Annotated in this window: 21 protein-coding genes and 1 other RNA gene; 13 read left to right on the top strand and 9 right to left on the bottom strand. The window is 44.3% G+C overall.

Annotation, left to right across the window (positions count from 1 at the left end; genetic code table 11):
- The first annotated feature begins 3 nt into the window (after nt 1-3).
- From DSM2777_RS20715 to DSM2777_RS23955, 7 genes are all read left to right on the top strand, one after another.
- Nucleotides 4-726, top strand: coding sequence for a fimbria/pilus periplasmic chaperone (locus tag DSM2777_RS20715; RefSeq protein ID WP_061555449.1), 723 nt, complete (start codon nt 4-6; stop codon nt 724-726).
- 11 nt (nt 727-737) lie between these two features.
- Nucleotides 738-1,361 carry a fimbrial protein gene (locus DSM2777_RS20710; RefSeq protein ID WP_061555050.1) on the top strand — a complete coding sequence of 208 codons (624 nt, stop codon included), beginning with the start codon at nt 738-740 and terminating at the stop codon, nt 1,359-1,361.
- 50 nt (nt 1,362-1,411) lie between these two features.
- Nucleotides 1,412-1,942, top strand: a complete 531-nt coding sequence (locus tag DSM2777_RS20705) for a fimbrial protein (RefSeq protein WP_046458639.1) — start codon at nt 1,412-1,414, stop codon at nt 1,940-1,942.
- A gap of 63 nt (nt 1,943-2,005) precedes the next feature.
- Complete coding sequence (locus DSM2777_RS20700; RefSeq protein WP_061555049.1) at nt 2,006-3,733, top strand: PglL family O-oligosaccharyltransferase; 1,728 nt, start codon at nt 2,006-2,008, stop codon at nt 3,731-3,733.
- Nucleotides 3,730-4,392 carry an EAL domain-containing protein gene (locus DSM2777_RS20695; protein WP_227742234.1) on the top strand — a complete coding sequence of 221 codons (663 nt, stop codon included), beginning with the start codon at nt 3,730-3,732 and terminating at the stop codon, nt 4,390-4,392. The genes DSM2777_RS20700 and DSM2777_RS20695 overlap by 4 nt, the downstream gene beginning before the upstream one ends.
- Nucleotides 4,393-4,411: 19 nt before the next feature.
- Nucleotides 4,412-5,113 carry a LuxR C-terminal-related transcriptional regulator gene (locus DSM2777_RS20690; RefSeq protein ID WP_046459923.1) on the top strand — a complete coding sequence of 234 codons (702 nt, stop codon included), beginning with the start codon at nt 4,412-4,414 and terminating at the stop codon, nt 5,111-5,113.
- 128 nt (nt 5,114-5,241) lie between these two features.
- Nucleotides 5,242-5,505: a FaeA/PapI family transcriptional regulator gene (locus DSM2777_RS23955; protein ID WP_071889956.1), complete on the top strand. Its 264-nt coding sequence runs from the start codon at nt 5,242-5,244 to the stop codon at nt 5,503-5,505.
- Nucleotides 5,506-5,771: 266 nt separating this feature from the next.
- On the opposite strand, the gene DSM2777_RS20685 is transcribed toward DSM2777_RS23955, so the two are convergent.
- From DSM2777_RS20685 to DSM2777_RS20675, 3 genes are all read right to left on the bottom strand, one after another.
- The gene (locus tag DSM2777_RS20685; protein ID WP_061555048.1) at nt 5,772-6,773 is read right to left on the bottom strand and encodes a fimbrial protein; all 1,002 of its coding nucleotides are present in this window, start codon (nt 6,771-6,773) and stop codon (nt 5,772-5,774) included.
- 10 nt (nt 6,774-6,783) lie between these two features.
- On the bottom strand, nt 6,784-7,320 hold the full coding sequence (locus DSM2777_RS20680) for a fimbrial protein (RefSeq protein ID WP_061555047.1): 537 nt from the start codon (nt 7,318-7,320) through the stop codon (nt 6,784-6,786).
- Nucleotides 7,321-7,663: 343 nt separating this feature from the next.
- Nucleotides 7,664-8,545: a LysR substrate-binding domain-containing protein gene (locus DSM2777_RS20675; protein ID WP_061555046.1), complete on the bottom strand. Its 882-nt coding sequence runs from the start codon at nt 8,543-8,545 to the stop codon at nt 7,664-7,666.
- A gap of 106 nt (nt 8,546-8,651) precedes the next feature.
- Here DSM2777_RS20675 and DSM2777_RS20670 point away from each other — a divergent pair, with 106 nt between their 5' ends.
- Entirely contained in the window at nt 8,652-9,629 is a 978-nt protein-coding gene (locus tag DSM2777_RS20670) for a TDT family transporter (RefSeq protein WP_061555045.1), read from the top strand.
- A gap of 176 nt (nt 9,630-9,805) precedes the next feature.
- Here the strand turns inward: DSM2777_RS20670 and DSM2777_RS20665 are convergent, their stop codons facing one another.
- Both DSM2777_RS20665 and DSM2777_RS20660 read right to left on the bottom strand, forming a co-directional pair.
- The gene (locus DSM2777_RS20665; RefSeq protein WP_061555044.1) at nt 9,806-10,156 is read right to left on the bottom strand and encodes a hypothetical protein; all 351 of its coding nucleotides are present in this window, start codon (nt 10,154-10,156) and stop codon (nt 9,806-9,808) included.
- 240 nt (nt 10,157-10,396) lie between these two features.
- A complete protein-coding gene (locus tag DSM2777_RS20660; RefSeq protein ID WP_061555043.1) occupies nt 10,397-11,587 on the bottom strand; it encodes an MFS transporter in 1,191 nt (396 codons plus the stop codon).
- A gap of 454 nt (nt 11,588-12,041) precedes the next feature.
- Between DSM2777_RS20660 and DSM2777_RS25080 the strand changes: the two genes are divergently transcribed.
- The 3 genes from DSM2777_RS25080 (at nt 12,042) to DSM2777_RS25045 (ending at nt 13,548) form a co-directional block, all read left to right on the top strand.
- On the top strand, nt 12,042-12,725 hold the full coding sequence (locus DSM2777_RS25080; protein WP_061555042.1) for a GAPES1 domain-containing protein: 684 nt from the start codon (nt 12,042-12,044) through the stop codon (nt 12,723-12,725).
- Between the two features lie 5 nt (nt 12,726-12,730).
- On the top strand, nt 12,731-13,033 hold the full coding sequence (locus tag DSM2777_RS25075; protein WP_061555041.1) for a GAPES1 domain-containing protein: 303 nt from the start codon (nt 12,731-12,733) through the stop codon (nt 13,031-13,033).
- A gap of 77 nt (nt 13,034-13,110) precedes the next feature.
- The gene (locus DSM2777_RS25045) at nt 13,111-13,548 is read left to right on the top strand and encodes a diguanylate cyclase domain-containing protein (protein ID WP_061555040.1); all 438 of its coding nucleotides are present in this window, start codon (nt 13,111-13,113) and stop codon (nt 13,546-13,548) included.
- 309 nt (nt 13,549-13,857) lie between these two features.
- On the opposite strand, the gene ssrA is transcribed toward DSM2777_RS25045, so the two are convergent.
- Nucleotides 13,858-14,220: a transfer-messenger RNA gene (ssrA, locus tag DSM2777_RS20640) on the bottom strand.
- A 49-nt stretch (nt 14,221-14,269) separates the two neighbouring features.
- Nucleotides 14,270-14,752 (bottom strand): SsrA-binding protein SmpB, encoded by a 483-nt coding sequence (gene smpB / locus DSM2777_RS20635; RefSeq protein ID WP_025800516.1) that lies wholly within the window; start codon nt 14,750-14,752, stop codon nt 14,270-14,272.
- A 157-nt stretch (nt 14,753-14,909) separates the two neighbouring features.
- Here smpB and DSM2777_RS20630 point away from each other — a divergent pair, with 157 nt between their 5' ends.
- The gene (locus DSM2777_RS20630; RefSeq protein WP_025800517.1) at nt 14,910-15,344 is read left to right on the top strand and encodes a type II toxin-antitoxin system RatA family toxin; all 435 of its coding nucleotides are present in this window, start codon (nt 14,910-14,912) and stop codon (nt 15,342-15,344) included.
- Nucleotides 15,337-15,621, top strand: a complete 285-nt coding sequence (locus DSM2777_RS20625; protein WP_025800518.1) for an RnfH family protein — start codon at nt 15,337-15,339, stop codon at nt 15,619-15,621. Before DSM2777_RS20630 ends, DSM2777_RS20625 begins: the two co-directional genes overlap by 8 nt.
- Nucleotides 15,622-15,679: 58 nt before the next feature.
- On the opposite strand, the gene bamE is transcribed toward DSM2777_RS20625, so the two are convergent.
- Nucleotides 15,680-16,030: an outer membrane protein assembly factor BamE gene (gene bamE, locus DSM2777_RS20620; RefSeq protein ID WP_040046809.1), complete on the bottom strand. Its 351-nt coding sequence runs from the start codon at nt 16,028-16,030 to the stop codon at nt 15,680-15,682.
- Between the two features lie 112 nt (nt 16,031-16,142).
- Nucleotides 16,143-17,804: a DNA repair protein RecN gene (gene recN, locus DSM2777_RS20615; protein ID WP_061555039.1), complete on the bottom strand. Its 1,662-nt coding sequence runs from the start codon at nt 17,802-17,804 to the stop codon at nt 16,143-16,145.
- Between the last annotated feature and the right edge of the window lie 18 nt (nt 17,805-17,822).

Here is a 17,822-nt window from a genome sequence, read left to right as displayed (position 1 = left end):
ATTATGAAATTAAAACAAACTTTATCATTAGGCTTCGTCTTGTTACTGGCTGCTCAGGCAGCAGAGGCTGCTATTGCTCTCGATCGTACCCGCGCTATTTTTGACGGTAGCCAAAAGTCGATCAGCCTGAATATTCGCAACGATAATACTCAGTTGCCTTATTTGGCGCAGTCATGGGTGGAAGATAGCAATGGCCAGAAGATTACCGATCCTCTGGTGGTTGTGCCGCCTGTTCAACGCGTTGAACCCGGTGCTAAGAGCCAGATCCGAATCAATGCTATGGCTGGAGTTGCCAAACTTCCACAGGATCGCGAATCCGTATTCTATTTTAACGTGCGTGAAATCCCGCCGCGTAGCACTAAACAAAACGTGATGCAGATTGCATTGCAAACCAAGATCAAACTGTTTTATCGCCCTGCGCCGATTGCGATCGATTCAGATGTTATTTGGCAGGAAAAAGTGGTGCTGACGAAAGTGGGCGATGGCTATCAGATCCATAACCCAACGCCTTATTACCTGACCGTGATTGGTATTTCTGGGCAGGCAAAATCGGATTCAGCCAATGATTTTCGCCCTGTAATGGTGCCACCAAAATCGACTCTTAAGGCGGTTTCGCCCGTTTATGCCACGCCATATGTCACCTACATCAACGATTTTGGCGGTCGTCCTGAATTGAAATTTACCTGTAGTGGTAGCGAGTGCCGTGCCGTTGCCAACCAAGGCTAGTGGTGAATGCTATGCGCACTTCATATCTAAAGTTTGCTCGCACAACGCTGTGGATCTTTCTGCTTTCAGGAGGGATCTCCGCGTTGGATCTGCGACTGGCTAATGCAGAAGGCATTGATGGCTGGGATGTGTTTGGTATGCATGGCGAGCTCCTAGTGCAGGGCGCATTAACGGAACCAACCTGCGTGCTGGAAATGGAATCGAAAGAACAATCGGTGAGTTTAGGAACGATTTCCCGTGTGAGTTTGAATCGGGTGGGAAATCGAACCGATCCTGTGGCGGTGCATATCCGACTGAAGGACTGCGGCGTTGTAGGTAACTCACCACGAGACAATATACACGGTGGCAATATCACCTATCTCCCTGGGCAGTTGGTTTCCTATATCACCGTAAACGGCGTGGAAAGTGACAACAATAAATATCTGATGAAGATATTTGGCTCCGCAAAGGGGGTTGGCTTGCGGCTGGAAGATGACAAACATCGTCAGCTGATCCCTGGCGAGCATAGTGAACCGATGATTATGTCTCAAGGAAATATGGACCTAGTGATGCATGCCATGCTGGAGCGTGTTCCTGAGGAACTGATCGAAGGTGAGTTTCACACCACGGTTAATATAGATATTTCGTACCAATAAAATGTCTTAAACGTAAATATGCGCTCGTAGTTATGCTGAGGAAAATGAATATGAAGTTTTTAGCCTTGCTATGTTTAGCGCTATTTTCAAGCACTTCATGGGCAACGATAGATATTAACTTTCATGGTGAAGTTGTTAGTGAACCTTGTGAGGTTGATATTAACTCTGATGGGCAGAGTGTTGATTTTGGTGTTACAGCTATCAAGACATTTTATTCAGCAGGCCGCTCTGATTCCAAGCCTTTCAGCATTGGCCTTAAAAACTGCGACGTTTCAATTTCGAAAACGGTGTTGGTGTCTTTTATTGGTGCAGAAGATGGCGATCAAAAAGGATATCTTTCTTTAAAAAGTGCTCAGGTTAAAGGATTGGCAATCGGTATAGAGTCGGTATCTAGCGATGTGCAAAACCCATCCACGCTGATCCCACTGAATACGGGGTCGGCTAAATTCAGCCTGAGCCAAGGCGCTAATTCCTTTAAGTTTGCTGCATTTTTACAGGCGTCGCCAAAAAGTATCACTGACCATAGCATTACTGAAGGGGATTTTAATACGACAGCCGAGTTTCATCTTGAATATCCCTAGTCGATATACCTATCGAAAGGTGTTTCCAATCGATATAGCGTAAAGCGTTATTAAGAGTAAAGAATGCAAGTGATTAACCGAAAAGCCATTTCAGTCATGTTGCTAATTTATTTAGCGTTAGCGATGCATGTCTTTATTCCAAGCATGGGCGGTAGCGGGTTACGGGTGCCGGGGAATACTGTTGCTTGGATATTTATCGCGTTATCTGTTCTTGCTTATTGGTTACTTAATCGCCATCAATCCATTATTACGACAACCACATCAAAATTAATTACTGTCGGCATATTGTTGCTGTTACTTCCTCTGTTTTATACACCAGAAAAGTGGCTTAAAGATGCGCTGCTGCAAATGGCTGGTGTCGTGGCCGGAATGCTCTTTTATTTCACCCTGTTGCAATGCCGGTTTAGCGCTCGCTGGCGCGTTTTGCTGCTTAATTTCTTGCTGTTTGCGACGTTGATGCAGAGTGTCATCGGATTTATTCAGCTCACGATGCTGCCGCCTAACTCCGGGTTGATGGCGCTAGGGGATGAGGGTGTTAGGCCAACCGGCGTGTTTCGTCAGGTCAATGTGATGGCCTCGTTTATGGCCACGGGGCTGGCTTGTTCGTTGCATCTGCTCTATTTACCTCAATCGCTAAGCATCAGAAATAAAGCGAGTTCAGTGATTCATCGGCTCATTCACTTACAGCAGTTAGCTGCGTTGGTTTTGCTGCCAGCGATGCTCGTTTTGCTTCAATCGCGTGCTGGCTATATCGGTGCGATAGCCGTTGTGCTGATTAACTTTGCATTGCGTATAAGGAATCAACCGCGTCGGACTACTGCGTTTATCGGCTTAATTATCAGCGGCATATTGCTTGGCTATACGCTGTTACTGGGTGCTGGATTGGTTATCCCCGTCTCTCATGATGGTTCAAATCTGGAGCGTTGGAAGATCTTGCAGATCACGCTGGCGATGATTATGAATCATCCAATCCTTGGCTGGGGATATGGCGGTTTCGAGTACAGCTTTGCTCACTTTGCTCTTGGTATGACGCCACCGATAACCGGAATGGGCGTTATCACTCACCCGCATAACGAGTTGTTGTTTGGCTGGGCTGAGGGCGGTGTTGCAGCGCTGGCAGCATATATTCTTTTGGCCATCGCTTATTTCCGATTAATGGTACTGGCTTGGCGGAGAACGGATAAAAGCCTGTTTACGTTATGGCTGCTGATGCTGCCTTTCGCGGTGCATACCCAGTTGGAATATCCATTTTATATGTCCACGGGTCACTGGCTGATTTTCTTGCTGTTGTTAAGCCTAACAGACTCTGCGCTCTCGATGCCGCACGTTGTAATGAAACCGCAAATTGCGAGGACTATTCGAGCGGTGTCATTAGTGGGGGCGTGTGGCGGTTTGGGGATCATGCTTTCAACGTTGCAAACTCAAATGCTGTTAACCAAAGCTGAACAACTACAGCTAAAACAGGTCAATATCGATTTCCCTCGATTAGAACAACAGCTTTGGCAACCTTGGATATTTCAAGAACGTATTGATTACGATCGTCAGGTGAACCAGCTTTTGCAATATAACGTTAGCCGTGATCCTAAGCTCTTACAGAGCTATATCACATGGTCGCAGCAATATCTGTCACACCATATTGATCAAAATGTATATGCCTATCGTATTGCTATATTGCGTTTCAGTAATAAAGCCGGTGAGGCAGAAAAACAGCGTCATGAGGCGAGTCAAATATTTTCTCATGATCCCCGTTTTCAAGAGCCGATAGCAATATCACCAAGGGAGATGGAATGACTATGTTTAACCATCAGTCGCCAGCAGGAATTAAACTTCAGCCTATCGTTGAATTGAAAACCGACTCGATTATTGGTTATGAGGTGCTTAGCTATTTTACCGATGATGTCGATTCTGAATATTATTTTCAGCATGCACCAGAAAATATACTCATTTCTATTTTCAACCAACAGGTTAAACAGGTCGCCAGCAATCCTACTGGATACCATTATTTTATAAATTTATCTGTCCGCGATCTATTGAGTACGGAATTAGAAAATAAAATTCAGGTGTCTTCAGCGCAAAAATTGGTGATTGAGTTGCAGGATCCTGAAAATCTAGTGGGCCTGAATGATGTGGAAAAAACGCAATTAGTCAGAAATCTCGAATGGTTGCGTGAACATCATATCGCCGTTTGGCTCGACGATCTTGATGAACCATTATTGTCTACGGTGTGTGAGCTTAATTTTTGCTTTGATGGTATCAAAATTGATAAGTATGCCTTTTGGCGTACTCAGTTTTCGCCACTCGAACTCAATCAACTAGTCAAAAGGTGTTATCAAATAACATCTAACGTATTAATTGAAGGCATTGAAACTTTACAGCATAGGGATATTGCTGCTCGCTCAGGTGCTAGCCATTTACAAGGCTATCTTTGGCCAGAAACAATAATCCAGTAATAAGCTTCCGGGTGACAAGATGATTAGAGTTTTGATTGATGATGATAATGCATTCTACCGTGAAGGTCTGTGGCATTTTATAAAGAAAAACTTTTCCTCAAGTGATTATGGAACGCTTGAATTACTCGAAACCAGTCAAGAGAACCTGGCTGCATCCGATATTGTAGTAAAGATATTTCAAAATGGTGGTGCTCAAGTTTGTCATCATGAGTTGTTACATCGTAAGGCGAACTCGCTGTTGATTGCGGTATGTAGTGAAGCCGCGCAACCACCGCTGTCTCGGTTACCTGATTGTTTGAAAAGTGTGCTTTTTGTTAGCCGTAGAGAAGCGCTGAATGCGTTGAGCCTAAAGGTTTTGCAGGCATGGAAGCATGTGCAGTTTGAAGAAGAGAGAGTTCGTAACTGCCAAGAGTGCCAAGCGCTCTATTTTTCTCCTCAAGAAGAAAAGGTAGTTCGCTATATATGCTTAGGTTTTAGCGTTGAGCGCATTGCATGGATACTTTCTTTAAATATTAAAACCGTTAGCAGCCATAAACGTTCTGTTATGCATAAGTTTAATTTGAACAGCGATGCAGAGCTTTTGACTTTGATGAAACTCTACGAAGAAAGGCTCACATATGTCTCTGGTCGTCGCCGTCTTTTTTATTTAAATACCCCGGCGGTTGAGTTGAATAATAAACGTCGTTTGCACGAGAAACTAATTCATACTGTCGCGCTTTGATGGAATTGATTTTGGACCCTCATCCACGATGAGAGAAGTATCCGCCAGGGACGGTAGAATTGCCGCACGTGCGGTAGCAACAACAAAGACACATAACGTTCAACGATAACGAGTCAATGGAGTTGGAAATGGATAAATTAACGAAGAAAGAAAGAATCTACATGAATCTGGGTAAAATATGTTCAATTAGGATGGGGGAAACTCGCAGTACAGACCCTTATCTTCCTGAATCATGTTGGCCAAAAACCAGAGAGGTTGCAGAAGAAAGCGGTGAAAGTATTTATGTTACGCGCCACTGGCTATTACAGCTTGTTGGAGAAGGTAAGGTAAATTGCTATCAAGGAGGAGCTGGCCGTAGCAATTCTCTACGCTGGTGTATTCCAACCCGCTAATTTTAGAGCTAGACCCCATCGTTGATTATTAGCTTTTGCGCTTATTCCTTTAGCGGGTAGACTGTCGCATTTCATTTCTCTGAGCATATTTATGCACGGAGTATTTTTTGCGGCATTTTGCAATGGAAAAATCCTAACGATCAATCGATGAATTTAATATGTGTATTAATAATAGCGCAGATGGGGGCAGCCTCATCTGCGTTTCTACGTATTAATCTCTAAATATCAATTAGGAAAATAAAAATATTAGGATTTTTCTAAATGAGTTAATAATAATTGACTTTAACGATCGTCGTTGCCACGAAAGGCCCAGCTTTAATCGTTTGACCTGGTATCACCTGAATATTGGCTTTGTAGTTTTTACTCAGCTCTGTAATACCTTTCATACTGCCGAAATTAGTATATTTATTGAACTCAACGGTTTTGCTATCTTGGTCTGTAAAACTGAGTTTTACACCGTTATTTAAATTAATATGTGTGCTATCAAGTAGGGTTTCAGTCGTTGAGAACTCAGAGGTTAAGGAGAAGTCTTCTAGACATCCGCCTTCCTTGACCGCTTTTACGCTGAAATCTTTTGAGAGTACGCTACCGCTGCTGAGGGTTGTTCGGTCAATATCCCCAAAGTCGAGATTCTGATTTTCTGGATAGAGTTTTATCTGTGCACCGCAGCTTAAAAAACGCGTTCCCGTTAAGCCCGATAAAGAGTATTTGAGGTTTTTAGCATTGGGTTGGTAGTTTATCCCACCGGTTCCATCGAGCTGGAAGACGACAAATTGATCGGCTCCCTGATAGTGTCCTGAAGCTGGCGGTTTACCGTCTACGCGAATATAAAGGCGGAAGGTCACGGTTACGACCTTAGAGGTTGGCGTGCCTGAGCCTTGTTTATAAACTGGGCCGCCGCCGGGTACCTGTAAACCTTGACCTTCTTGCTCGAGATCTTTTCCTTCATACGTCACCCCAAGTTTTAGCCCCTGACCGAGAGACATCGATTTTGGGTTAAAATAGAATGTGACGTAGTCTTTTACATTTGAATTAACGTTATTGTTACAGAATGCGGTAACCGTAATAGGGTTGGATTCCCATACTTTGGTTTTATCGGGCACGTTAGCGGGAATCGCTAACTCGCCAATATCAATAGCGGGTTTGTCGACGACGTTGGTGCCGTTTTCAACGCAGTCGAAAGCAGAAGCATGAAACGATGCGAACAATAATCCCGCAAGGGGTAGCAGGCGTTTTCCATGAAGTTTTGAAAATAAAGCGTGTTTCATTTATCACCTGTCAGAGATAGCGTGTAATCAGCGTGGATGTGGCTTTGAATGCGCCTTCTTTTAATTCCACTGCATCAGATATTTTTGTTGGCACCGCGCGTAGTTGAATCGTCTGTGTTTTCTGAATGGTAAAGAATGTATTCAGATCGATATTTTTGCCGGTGGTATCGTCTGAAAGGGCAATGGCCAGATTATCGAGGTCTGTTTTTAGGTAATTGTTTTTACCCGAGGAAGTACCCTGAAACTCCAACTGTACGGTTGCCCCTGACGTGATACTGCATACGATATCGACTGGGGTTACGCTGGCAAAAGCAATTCCGTCGATTTTCTTCAGTGCGATGCGCTTGAAATCCACATCGAGGTTATTGTTTTGGTTAATTTTACAGGCGGCGGGTTCAAATATATTACCGCGAATGTATAGGGTGCTTTTGGAGTCATCTTTTGCCTGACCGCCACTCACCGGGGCTAAAGCTGCAAACGCAGAGCCATTAATAGAGAGCAAAACTCCCAAAAGAAATAATTTTACGTCGCAAAGGCGTATTTTCATTTTATTAACTCGTTACCACATAAAACGGAATTTATCTCCTTGGCTTAACGCAGCTCAAATGACGTTGGGAGATATTTTGAGCGCAGTAAGGGTAACGTATTCATATGCAGGTAAAAACCAACTTTGCGATGTGAAATAAAATGCGAGGTAATTTATCGTATGAGCGATCTTATATTTATAATGCGACCAAATTTTCTGATTTGTTCATGTTTTTTAGCATAAAAAGCTATTAAATGTCGCTAGCGCCTAAGTTTCTCTCTTTTGGAAATATTTTCATTTAAAAACAGGTTGTTATGTTTATTAGGCAGGCTTGCTGTCGCTTGAGTATGACCAACCACGTTATCTAAGACTGGGTCCATGAGTGACTGAAGCTTAGCCAGCTTGCTAATGTTGGCGAGATAAACTTGTTTTTGTGGTAGCAGAGAGTGAACCTCCGCATAAACCGATCCTCGGTATGCAATTGCGCAAAATGCCCTGCATAAAATGAATGCTGTAGCATTCGTTTTGAAATGAAAGTGATGCCTAAGTGATGAGCAACGCAAGACAGAATGGCGTCAAAAGCGTTCAGTGAAAGGGCGATTTGTGGATTGTTTAAATGCAGAGCCAACTGATTATCAAAGAAGGCACGGCTGCTGGATCCTGGCTCGCGTAGGAGCCAGCGTTCTTGACTCAGTACCTGATATGAAACCGTTTCTTGTTTGGCGAGCGGGTGGTTTTTACCGGCGATGACTACCATTTCATCCTCTAGCCATGGCTCGCAAATAAGGTTGGGTTCGCTGGCGGGCCCTTCCAGTAAAGCGACATCAATTTCAAAATGGCTGACCATAGTGCTGATTTTTTGTGTGTTGGCGATATTACATTGTGGCAACCAGCCCTGATGTTCTTCAAATCCCTTTAGCATGTCAGGTAGAAGATAGCTGCCGATAGTTTTGGTACAGCCCACCTTTAGCTGGGTATCTTGGCTATTTTCTCCGAATAACTGCTCGACCCCCTGCATTCGAGACAAAAGTTCGTCGGCAACAGGCAGCAACTTTTGCCCTTCATGATTGATATATAAGCGTGCATGTTGTCGGTCAAAGAGCCGTACTCCTAGCTGACTCTCTAGTTCAGCCAATGTCTGTGAGATGGCTCCTTTTGTCATAAAGAGAGTTTCTGCGGCGAGTGTCATGCTGCCGCTGCGGACGATGGCGACAAAGACGGAAAGCTGTTTGAAGGTAATGTTCATCGTTTAGTTTCTCTAAACCTGATGTAAAAAATAACTCGATTTTTTAAATGATAGCGGATGGCTATAGTTTTTACTGCAGAAAAATGAAAAAAATCGAGGTGATGACATGTTGAGATACCTACATCATAAGGTTCGAGGATTGCCAACTCCCGTAGCGGGTTTAGCGCTGGGGATTGCTAGCTTGGGATGGTGTTTAGAGAATGCTTTGCCGCTTCACAGTGTAGGGCAAAACGTGGGCGCATTGATTGCTGGGCTATTGCTTGCTGTGCTGGCTGTTCGCTTTATTTTTCACCCAGATACGCTGACTCAAGATCTTAAACATCCGGTGGTGGGAAGCATTGTTCCCACCTTTGCAATGGCTGCAATGGTGGTTTCTAAGGCGTTGGGTAACTATATGCCGACGGCGGGCCAGGTGCTTTGGCTGGGGGCTGTTATTGTTCATCTGGCCTCGCTGTCGCTTTTCATTTATCACCGAGCGAAAGAACCTAAGCTGCATCATTTAGTTCCGAGCTGGTTTGTGCCGCCGGTGGGCATTATTGTGGCTGATGTGACTTGCCCAGGTGAGGCTTATACAGAGTTTGCATTGATTCTATTGGCAATAGGAATGGTGAGTTATTTGCTGATGCTGCCAATGATGATCTACCGCTTTATGTTTCGTGCTGAAGTGCCCGATGTGGCAAAACCAACGATAGCCATTATGGCTGCACCTGCTAGTTTGTCATTGGCGGGTTACCTGAGCGTTGTCAAAGAGCCTTCATTGCTGATTTGTGCAGTATTACTTGGCATAGCATTGCTGATGACCATTGTTATTTATTGTGCCTTCTTCCGTTTAATGCGATTGCCGTTTAGCCCTGGTTATGCCGCTTTTACGTTCCCAATGGCGATTGGTGCTACTGCACTTTATAAAATGGCCAACCTAGTGAGCAGTTACCCACAAGCCGCGGAGTATGCGCGTCAACTGCATATGATGGCGACGGTAGAAGCCGTGATTGCAACGCTAGTGATTGGCTATGTCTCAGTAAGGTTTATTCATAATTACCTGCTGCCGCAGAGATTGAGTGTTCATCAAGGCATGGTGAAATAAATGAGTTTAAGAAAAAACGTGATGAAAACGTCCGATCAGGCTTTTTGGATCCCTGCTGCTGCTTTGGTACTTTTTATTATCTGTTTTATTTGGGCACTGTTTTTATAAGCCCTAAGAGTCAAATAGATAAGCATGTTCAAATATAAACTCCAGCCATGATGTGGCTGGAGTTTTGCTTATGTCGTGGGCGACATGCCAGATATTGACCGAGCGAGATAATGCGTATGTAGATATATATCGGCCAGCGTATCAACGCTAGCTTGTTCCATCTGCGTGCTCGCATATTCAAGCACCATCCATAACAGGGCGCTGCATTGTTGGATGACTAAACCCACAGAGTGGCATGACAGTGCGTCTTGTCTTTGCTGAAGCTGGATTAATTCATTGTTGCTCATATTTAACAGATTAAAACTTAATGCCAGCACATCGAGAAAATTGCCGTGGAGCCCAATTTGTGTATTTATTTTAATCACCTGATGCAGGCATGACATGCTGTTTTGTAGGATCTGTATGGTCGAGTCTTTCATGACTCACTCCTGAATATGCCATTAGGCTAAGTGTCGTTATTGGCGCCTGATCGGAATAGCGTTTCCGATGCGTTACGCCAGTTCAATGGCCAGCATATCGCGTTAAAACATGCCAACAAATGGAGAAGAAAGAGAATGAGAGAGGGATGCCAAACAGAATGGGGATGATGTGCAACGCGATAAATATTATGGAATCAAGTTCTCATCCGGCTAAAAATAGACGGATGAGAACTTGAGCTATCATGCTTCTGATTTAGGTGGTTCGCCAACGGCGGGTGCTAACCAAATTGCAAAAGCGACTAATGCCAACACTACAATCATGGCGGAGCGCAATCCCAAATGTTCGCCTAAAAAGCCTAGCAATGGTGGCCCAACCAAAAATGCAATGTAGCCCGTGGTTGCTACAGCGCTAACACGAGCCGCAGGGTTTGGTCCTATATCACTGGCGGCTGACAGTGTAAGAGGGAAGCCAAGTGAAGCACCTACGCCCCAGAATAAAACCGAAGCGCTGACTAAAAACGTATTTTCAGCGAAAATGATTAACCCTAAACCGATGACGCCGAAGATAGCGCTGCCTCGAACCACATTTACGCGACCAAAGCGACGCAGGAAATATCCGCCACAAAAGCGCCCAACCGTCATCCCTAAGGCAAAACCTGTATAAATTAACGAGCCTGAAGTAGGGCTAAAACCATGGCCGTCTACCATTAATAACGGCAACCAGTCGTTAGCTGAACCTTCGGCCAGTGCCATGGCAAGGACGATGAGGCCAATAAGCAACAGGCGCTTATCTCGCCAAACATTTGTTTTAGTCCGTGTGGGTTGATTTCCATCTTGTGCATCCTCAACAGAATGCAGACCATTTCCCTTCGGTACAGATTTTAATGCCCATAACGTTGCAGGAACGCAAATAACGCCGATTAATAAAAGGTGCCACTGAATGGGGAAATTTACTGAGGTAAGCCCGTTGCCAATACCCGCACCAACCAGTGTTCCTAAGCTAAAACAGCCGTGTAGCATAGGAAGAAGAGGGCGATGAGATATGCGTTCTACGTCGGCTCCCTCGACGTTAATGGCTATTTCGGCCGAGCCCATACCGGCGCCAAACAGGCACAGCCCAGATGAAACGACAATAGCCGATGAGAAAAAGGCTCCGAGGGCAACCAGTAAAATACCGGCGATAACTAAGCCAGTCCCAGCAGCAATAACCGGTTTAGTACTAAAGCGTTGTACTAAATAGCCCGAGCAGAGAATACCAGCCATTGACCCAACCGACAGGCCAAAAAGAACAAGCCCCATTTCTGCGGTGGATGCACCAAGTTTGTCTCGTATTGCGGGAGTTCTGGTCACCCATGACGCCATTGATACGCCGGGTAAGAAAAAGAAAACAAAGAGGGCGAGGCTGCGCTGTTTTAACGTGGGACTGGACAAAGGAACCTTCCTAGAAGTGCAAAGACAGAGAACATCGAACGACTGAAACGTGAGTGAACACAGGTACACTAACCTTTTTTAATCGTATTTCAAGAGAAAACAGTAATGATTACAATGAATAGCGATACGATGAAAAGGGGGAAACCTAGCGCTAGGCGTATTTTTTATTCAATAGGTGAGATTTAATCCTCTGCATGCCTATCGATGTTTGGACGAATTAAACGCGTGCCACGACAATAAAGACCAGTGAAAAGCACAATAATATGCATGCTATAAGTATAGCCTCGTTATGATTGTGTTTATTAAGCCATCAAAAGCAAAAGAAATCGCTATGCTCATATAACAAATTCACTATTAAAGAGATTAAATTTCGTATCATTGCTAATATATTGTAGATGGCTGTTAATATGTACAAAATTGCATTGTTTGTAGAATAATCTCAAGGGGTTTTAATATGTTGCTGACAAAAAGTTATAAAAAGGGAATTTTTATTACTATGTCATTAACAACGATGGTTCTGGCATTCTTTTTATGGAATGACTACCAAGGCTTAAAAAATTATCTGGGCTATACGGTAGATAAAGGCCGATCTGCTATCTTTGCTGAAGAATATATAAATCAAAAAATAGCACTGAATTTAATAAAGTCGTTTTCAATTTCCGAGTATAAAAATAAAAGAACAGATTCAAATGTGCTAAGTATCTGTAACAAGATGGAGAGCATAAATGATATTTATGGTTTAAATTTGACTGGGCATAAATATCCAAAACTAGCTGGGACACTACAAACTAAAAATGCATCCTGCGAAGATTGGGCAAGAGACATAAAGTATCTTGCGAAGTTTAATAGTCAAGAAGAAGCCATTTCTCACGAGTACAGCTTTTCTAATTACCATTGGAAGGTACAAGATAGCATTAGATACTATATTGATTTTGAGAATCAATACATATATATCAATAAGTTAGTGGATAGCTCTCAATATATATTCAATAACTGGTTGCGCTATAATGGAGAGTTTATTGATGTAGATAACAATGCCAGAAGCATCAAAATTGATGATGAAGCATTGGGGAGTTTGCATGATGGACAAAGTATTACATCGCATATATATAATGATGGTTATACCGGTGAAAAATAATTAGCATGATCACACCTTTGTTTTTCGGTGGAAAACTTAAAGGTATAATTGTGACTGATGTGAGTATCAATGAGCTCGCAAAGGCATTCTATACGTTTGATCGTCCTTTCTTATGGAAATACCTCACGCTTTCAGTTATAGATAGAAACTCATCTGAAGAGATTAATTTCAACCAGCCCGATAAACAATTATTTGGTATTTTAACCTACGACAAAGACATTACTCGGTATTATACTGTTCATCTTAAGTTAGATGTTCAATATTTTATTTTGAATAACGCTTTCCTTTTTATTTATATATATTTATAACATATGCTCTCTGTAGATATTTAAAGTATCAAATATCTAAGAACGAAGTACTTTCATTGGAAAACATAACGGATTCAATGACGGGATTATATAATAGAAAAATACTGACACAAACTCTGGATGCTCGTTTAAAGTCGTTAACTGAGAAAAACACTCCAGTCACTATTATTGCGCTTGATTGCGATAAATTAAAAACCATCAATGACACTCTGGGTCATCACATGGGGGATAAAGCAATCACTTTATTGGGAGACGCAATCCAAACCGCTATAAGAAAGAGTGATTACGGTATTCGGCTGGGTGGGGATGAATTCTGTATTATTCTCATTGATTGTGACATTGAGCGTGGTTTTGTCACTATCGACCTAATCAAGCAGAAGTTAAAAGTGGGCGATACAGATGCTATTGTGAATTTCTCCTATGGCTGTTATCAGATGAAAGCGGGTGATACACTGAGCAATGCACAAATTATAGCCGATGAGTTGCTGTATAAACATAAGAAAACGAAGGGCTAGTTTTTTTCGGTGTTGATGCTGATGTATGGCTTCAACATCTTATCTTTAGTTGTAAAGCTGCCACTTTTGAGTTGGATTGCTAGAGCCAGATTATATGGGATTAGCCATATAGGTATTGCAGGAGCAATCGAACGAAGATAGTCACCTACTTCCATTGATTACGTAAGATTATTAATTTGAGTAAAAAAGTGGGCTGTAGCGCACAAACAGCATCTTACAAATTGAAGGCACAAAAAAGCCCGCAGGGCTTACGCTATGCGGGCTTCTAGGACTTCGTTGAATAGCTCTGGTAACCATCAACTAAGAATTTGGTGGAGCTGGGGGGATTTGAACCCCCGTCCGAAATTACTACACCGTCGGCACTACATGCTTAGTCTAGTCTTTACATTCGCCTACCAGCTGCGGACAGACACGCTACTAATAAACTAGCTTGATTAGATTTAATGCTTCAACCCCAAGCAAGGTATCCACACGATCTCTTTTGGTTTTGACCTCTCTTGATCCCCGTCCTAAGAGCGGAGGCTAGGGAGAGAGGGCTCTGAGCAGGTTATTAAGCTGCTAGTGCGTAGTTTTCGTCGTTTGCGACTATTTTTTTGCGGCTTTTTACGAGGCAAACCGCCCTCGGCATGCTCCTTGGGCTTCGCAAATCCCGTCGAATCCAGAATCAGCCCCAAGTACTATCGTGCATTATATCAGAAAATATATCCGCAAAGCCAGTAGCTTAGCGGTTTGAGTTCTTCATGATACGTGCTTTGTCTAATTTCCACTCACGATCTTTGATATCATCGCGCTTGTCATGCTCTTTTTTACCTTTTGCGAGCCCAATTTTGACTTTGGACCAAGCATTTTTCCAGTAAAGAGACAGCGCGACAACGGTAAAACCATCTCGGCTAACTTTTCCGAACAGCGTTTCTAATTCACGCTTTTTCAGTAGCAGTTTGCGGGTACGTGTTGGGTCGCATACCACGTGCGTAGATGCCACATTAAGTGGCTGAATAGTGGCACCAAAGAGGTATGCTTCGCCATCGCGGAAAGTTACGTAGCTATCGGCGATGTTGGCTTTACCTGCCCTTAGCGACTTAACCTCCCAACCTTGCAGCGCCAACCCCGCCTCGATCTCTTCTTCGATGAAGTATTCGTGGCGAGCGCGTTTGTTCATAGCAATCGTTGCTGAACCGGGTTTGTGTGCTTTTTTCTTTGTCATAGTGCTGCCATTATACTGAACCAGTCATGGGATGAACATCCTTTCACCCTAAGCTGTCGTTGTTTTTTAATACATTAGCTCAGTGTGCTTAACGCGTTTCTCTCTGTCCACAGATAAATGGTATTATTTGTGCGTTTTATGTTACTCAGGAATTGATATGCCACAGATTAGCCGTTCTGCTTTGGTGCCGTTTAGCGCCAAGCAAATGTACCAATTGGTCAACGATGTTTCTGCTTATCCGGCGTTTTTGCCCGGTTGCGTAGGAAGTCGTGTTTTAGAATCAGGACCAAACTCGATGACAGCTGCTGTTGATGTCTCAAAAGCAGGGATAAGCAAAACGTTTACGACTCATAATACGCTGGCTGATAGCAGCAGCATTAAAATGCAGCTTGTGGATGGACCATTCCGCAAGTTACTAGGGGGCTGGCACTTTATCCCCTTAAGCGATGATGCGTGTAAAGTTGAGCTGCATCTCGACTTTGAGTTTACTAATAAGCTGGTTGAACTGGCGTTTGGCAAAGTGTTTAAAGAGCTGGCGGGGAATATGGTTCAGGCTTTTACTTCACGAGCGAAAGAGGTCTACAGTGCCTGATATCAATGTGGAGGTGGTATATGCCTTGCCTGAGCGCCAATATCTTCGTCGCATTAAATTATCTGAAGGGGCCAATGTTGAGCAGGCGATTCAGCAATCTGGCTTGCTAGCATTGCGTACTGAGATCGACCTGACGAAAAACAAGGTTGGGATTTACAGCCGCACGGTCAAATTATCAGATAAGGTGCATGAAGGTGATAGGGTAGAAATCTACCGTCCATTGCTTGCCGACCCTAAAGAGCTACGTCGTTTACGTGCTGAACGGGCAAAAAAATAAGGCGCGTAGGCGCCTTATTTTTTAGGGTATCGAACACCTACCGTATTCACGGCGTCGATCAGTCTTCTTTGCTTTCAGGAAGCTTCTTGGTGTTTTCAATTCCGGTCAGAAGGCCACTACCATCAAAGGTTAGGGTCAGCGTCTCTTGAGACACTGCCTCATGCCCTGGCTGTTGGCGGAACACGTAGAACCATGTGCTGGTTCCAAACGGATCTTGCAGCATTGGTGTACCTAGCGTGTAGGCGACTTGTTGCTGCGTCATCCCTCTGTGAATTTTGGCTACGTCAGCAGCAGTCAGGTAGTTTCCCTGATTGATGTCAGGACGGTATACCACTTTTTCAAAGGTTGAACAGCCTGCGGTTAGCGTAACCATAACCACAGCAGCGGCAGTCAGCATTTTACAACGCATAGTAATCTCATTCCTTTTGGACATAGGTTGCCGATGATAATCGACCTTGCAACAGTTGGAAACCTCAACAGACCCCAATATGACCTCAGGAATCAAAAAAAGTTGATGTTTTTTATGCGGCAAGTAGTTCTTTTGCATTTGCCAGCGTATTGCGCGTGACTTCACTTCCCCCTAACAACCGCGCCAGCTCTTGCAAACGCGCTTTTTTATCCAGTGATTGCATGGTTGTTTCAGTTTCAGAACCATCGGTGTGCTTGCTGACATAAAAATGCTGATGTCCACATCCGGCGACCTGAGGCAAATGGGTGACACACATAACCTGTGTTGACTCGCCAAGTTGGCGCAGCATTTTTCCAACGATAGCGGCAGTCGGCCCGCTGATCCCCACGTCCACTTCATCAAAAATAAGCGCAGGCGTATCCATTTTCTGGGCGGTGATGACTTGAATCGCTAGCGCAATACGTGAGAGCTCACCACCGGAAGCCACTTTAGCCAACGCTTGGAGTGGTTGGCCAGGGTTGGTGGTTACGCTAAATTCAATGCGGTCTGCGCCATCTGCGGTGAGTGCTTCTGGCATGAAATTAACATCAATTGCAAACTGGCCATGAGGCATAGAGAGTTCATGCATACTGTGTGTAATGAGCTGAGAAAGCTCTAGCGCGAAACTTACTCGCTGTTGATGCAACTGTTGCGCGAGCGAAAGTGCGTATTCATGGTGTTTATGCACGTTCTCTGCCAGCTGTTCTTGGTCGTTTTCCTGCTGGCTGAGCGACTGCTGCTCGTCTAAAAGCTGCTGATAAAACTGAGGCAGCTCTTCCGGCGTAACATGGTGTTTACGTGCTAGCGCAATTTGGCGAGATATCCGTTGTTCTAATTCATAAAGCCGAGCAGGATCCATATCAATCGTATCGCCGTAGTGGCGTAGCTCATTGCTGGCTTCTGATATTTGGATTGAAGCTTCCTCCAACATATCTAGCAGAGGTGAAAACTGACTGTCATAGCTAATCAGCTCAGACACGTTTTGTTTTGCACTGTGCAATAGGCTGAGAATATTGCCATCGTCGGCGTCAGACAGCATGTTTAATGCACGCTGGCTGATGGTCAGAAGCTGACCGCTATTGGCTTGGCGCTTATACTCTTCATCGATCTGCTCATACTCTCCGGGTTGGGGAGCAAATTCATTGAGTTCCTTGAGCTGATATTGCAGTAGCTGTTTGCGCGACTCACGTTCGGCAACCTGCTTTTGATGATGAGCCAACAGACGGCAGCTGTGGTGCCATTGGCGATAGGCGGCTTGCATTTCTGCCAACAGTTCAGATTGGTTGCTATAGGCATCGAGCAGCTGTTTTTGGTGCTCTGACTTGAGCAACAGCTGGTGCGCATGCTGACCATGAATCTGAATCAGATGTTGGCCGAGTTCGCGTAGCTGTGAAAGAGGAACCGCAGTGCCATTGATAAATCCGCGAGAGCGCCCGTCGGCGCTAATGACGCGTCGTAGCAGGCACTCATTGCTGTCATCTAACTGATTTTGTTCAAGCCACTGGCGTGCAGACGGTGTGTCAGCCAGAGAGAAGCGTGCGCAGATATCGGCCCTGGGCGTATTTAAACGCACCATAGCGGCTTCTGAGCGCCCTCCAAGGCATAAACCTAGCGCATCGATAGCAATCGACTTACCGGCGCCTGTTTCGCCGGTGATGGCGGTCATTCCACGCTGGAAGTCAATTTCAAGTTCACGAACAATAGCAAAATTAGAAATGGTCAGCTGCGTCAGCATTCGAAATTCCCCTGTACG

Source organism: Obesumbacterium proteus (genome assembly GCF_001586165.1).
Taxonomy (GTDB): domain Bacteria; phylum Pseudomonadota; class Gammaproteobacteria; order Enterobacterales; family Enterobacteriaceae; genus Hafnia; species Hafnia protea.
The sequence above is the reverse complement of the archived record's forward strand: the minus strand, read 5'-3'. Positions and strand labels throughout refer to the sequence as shown.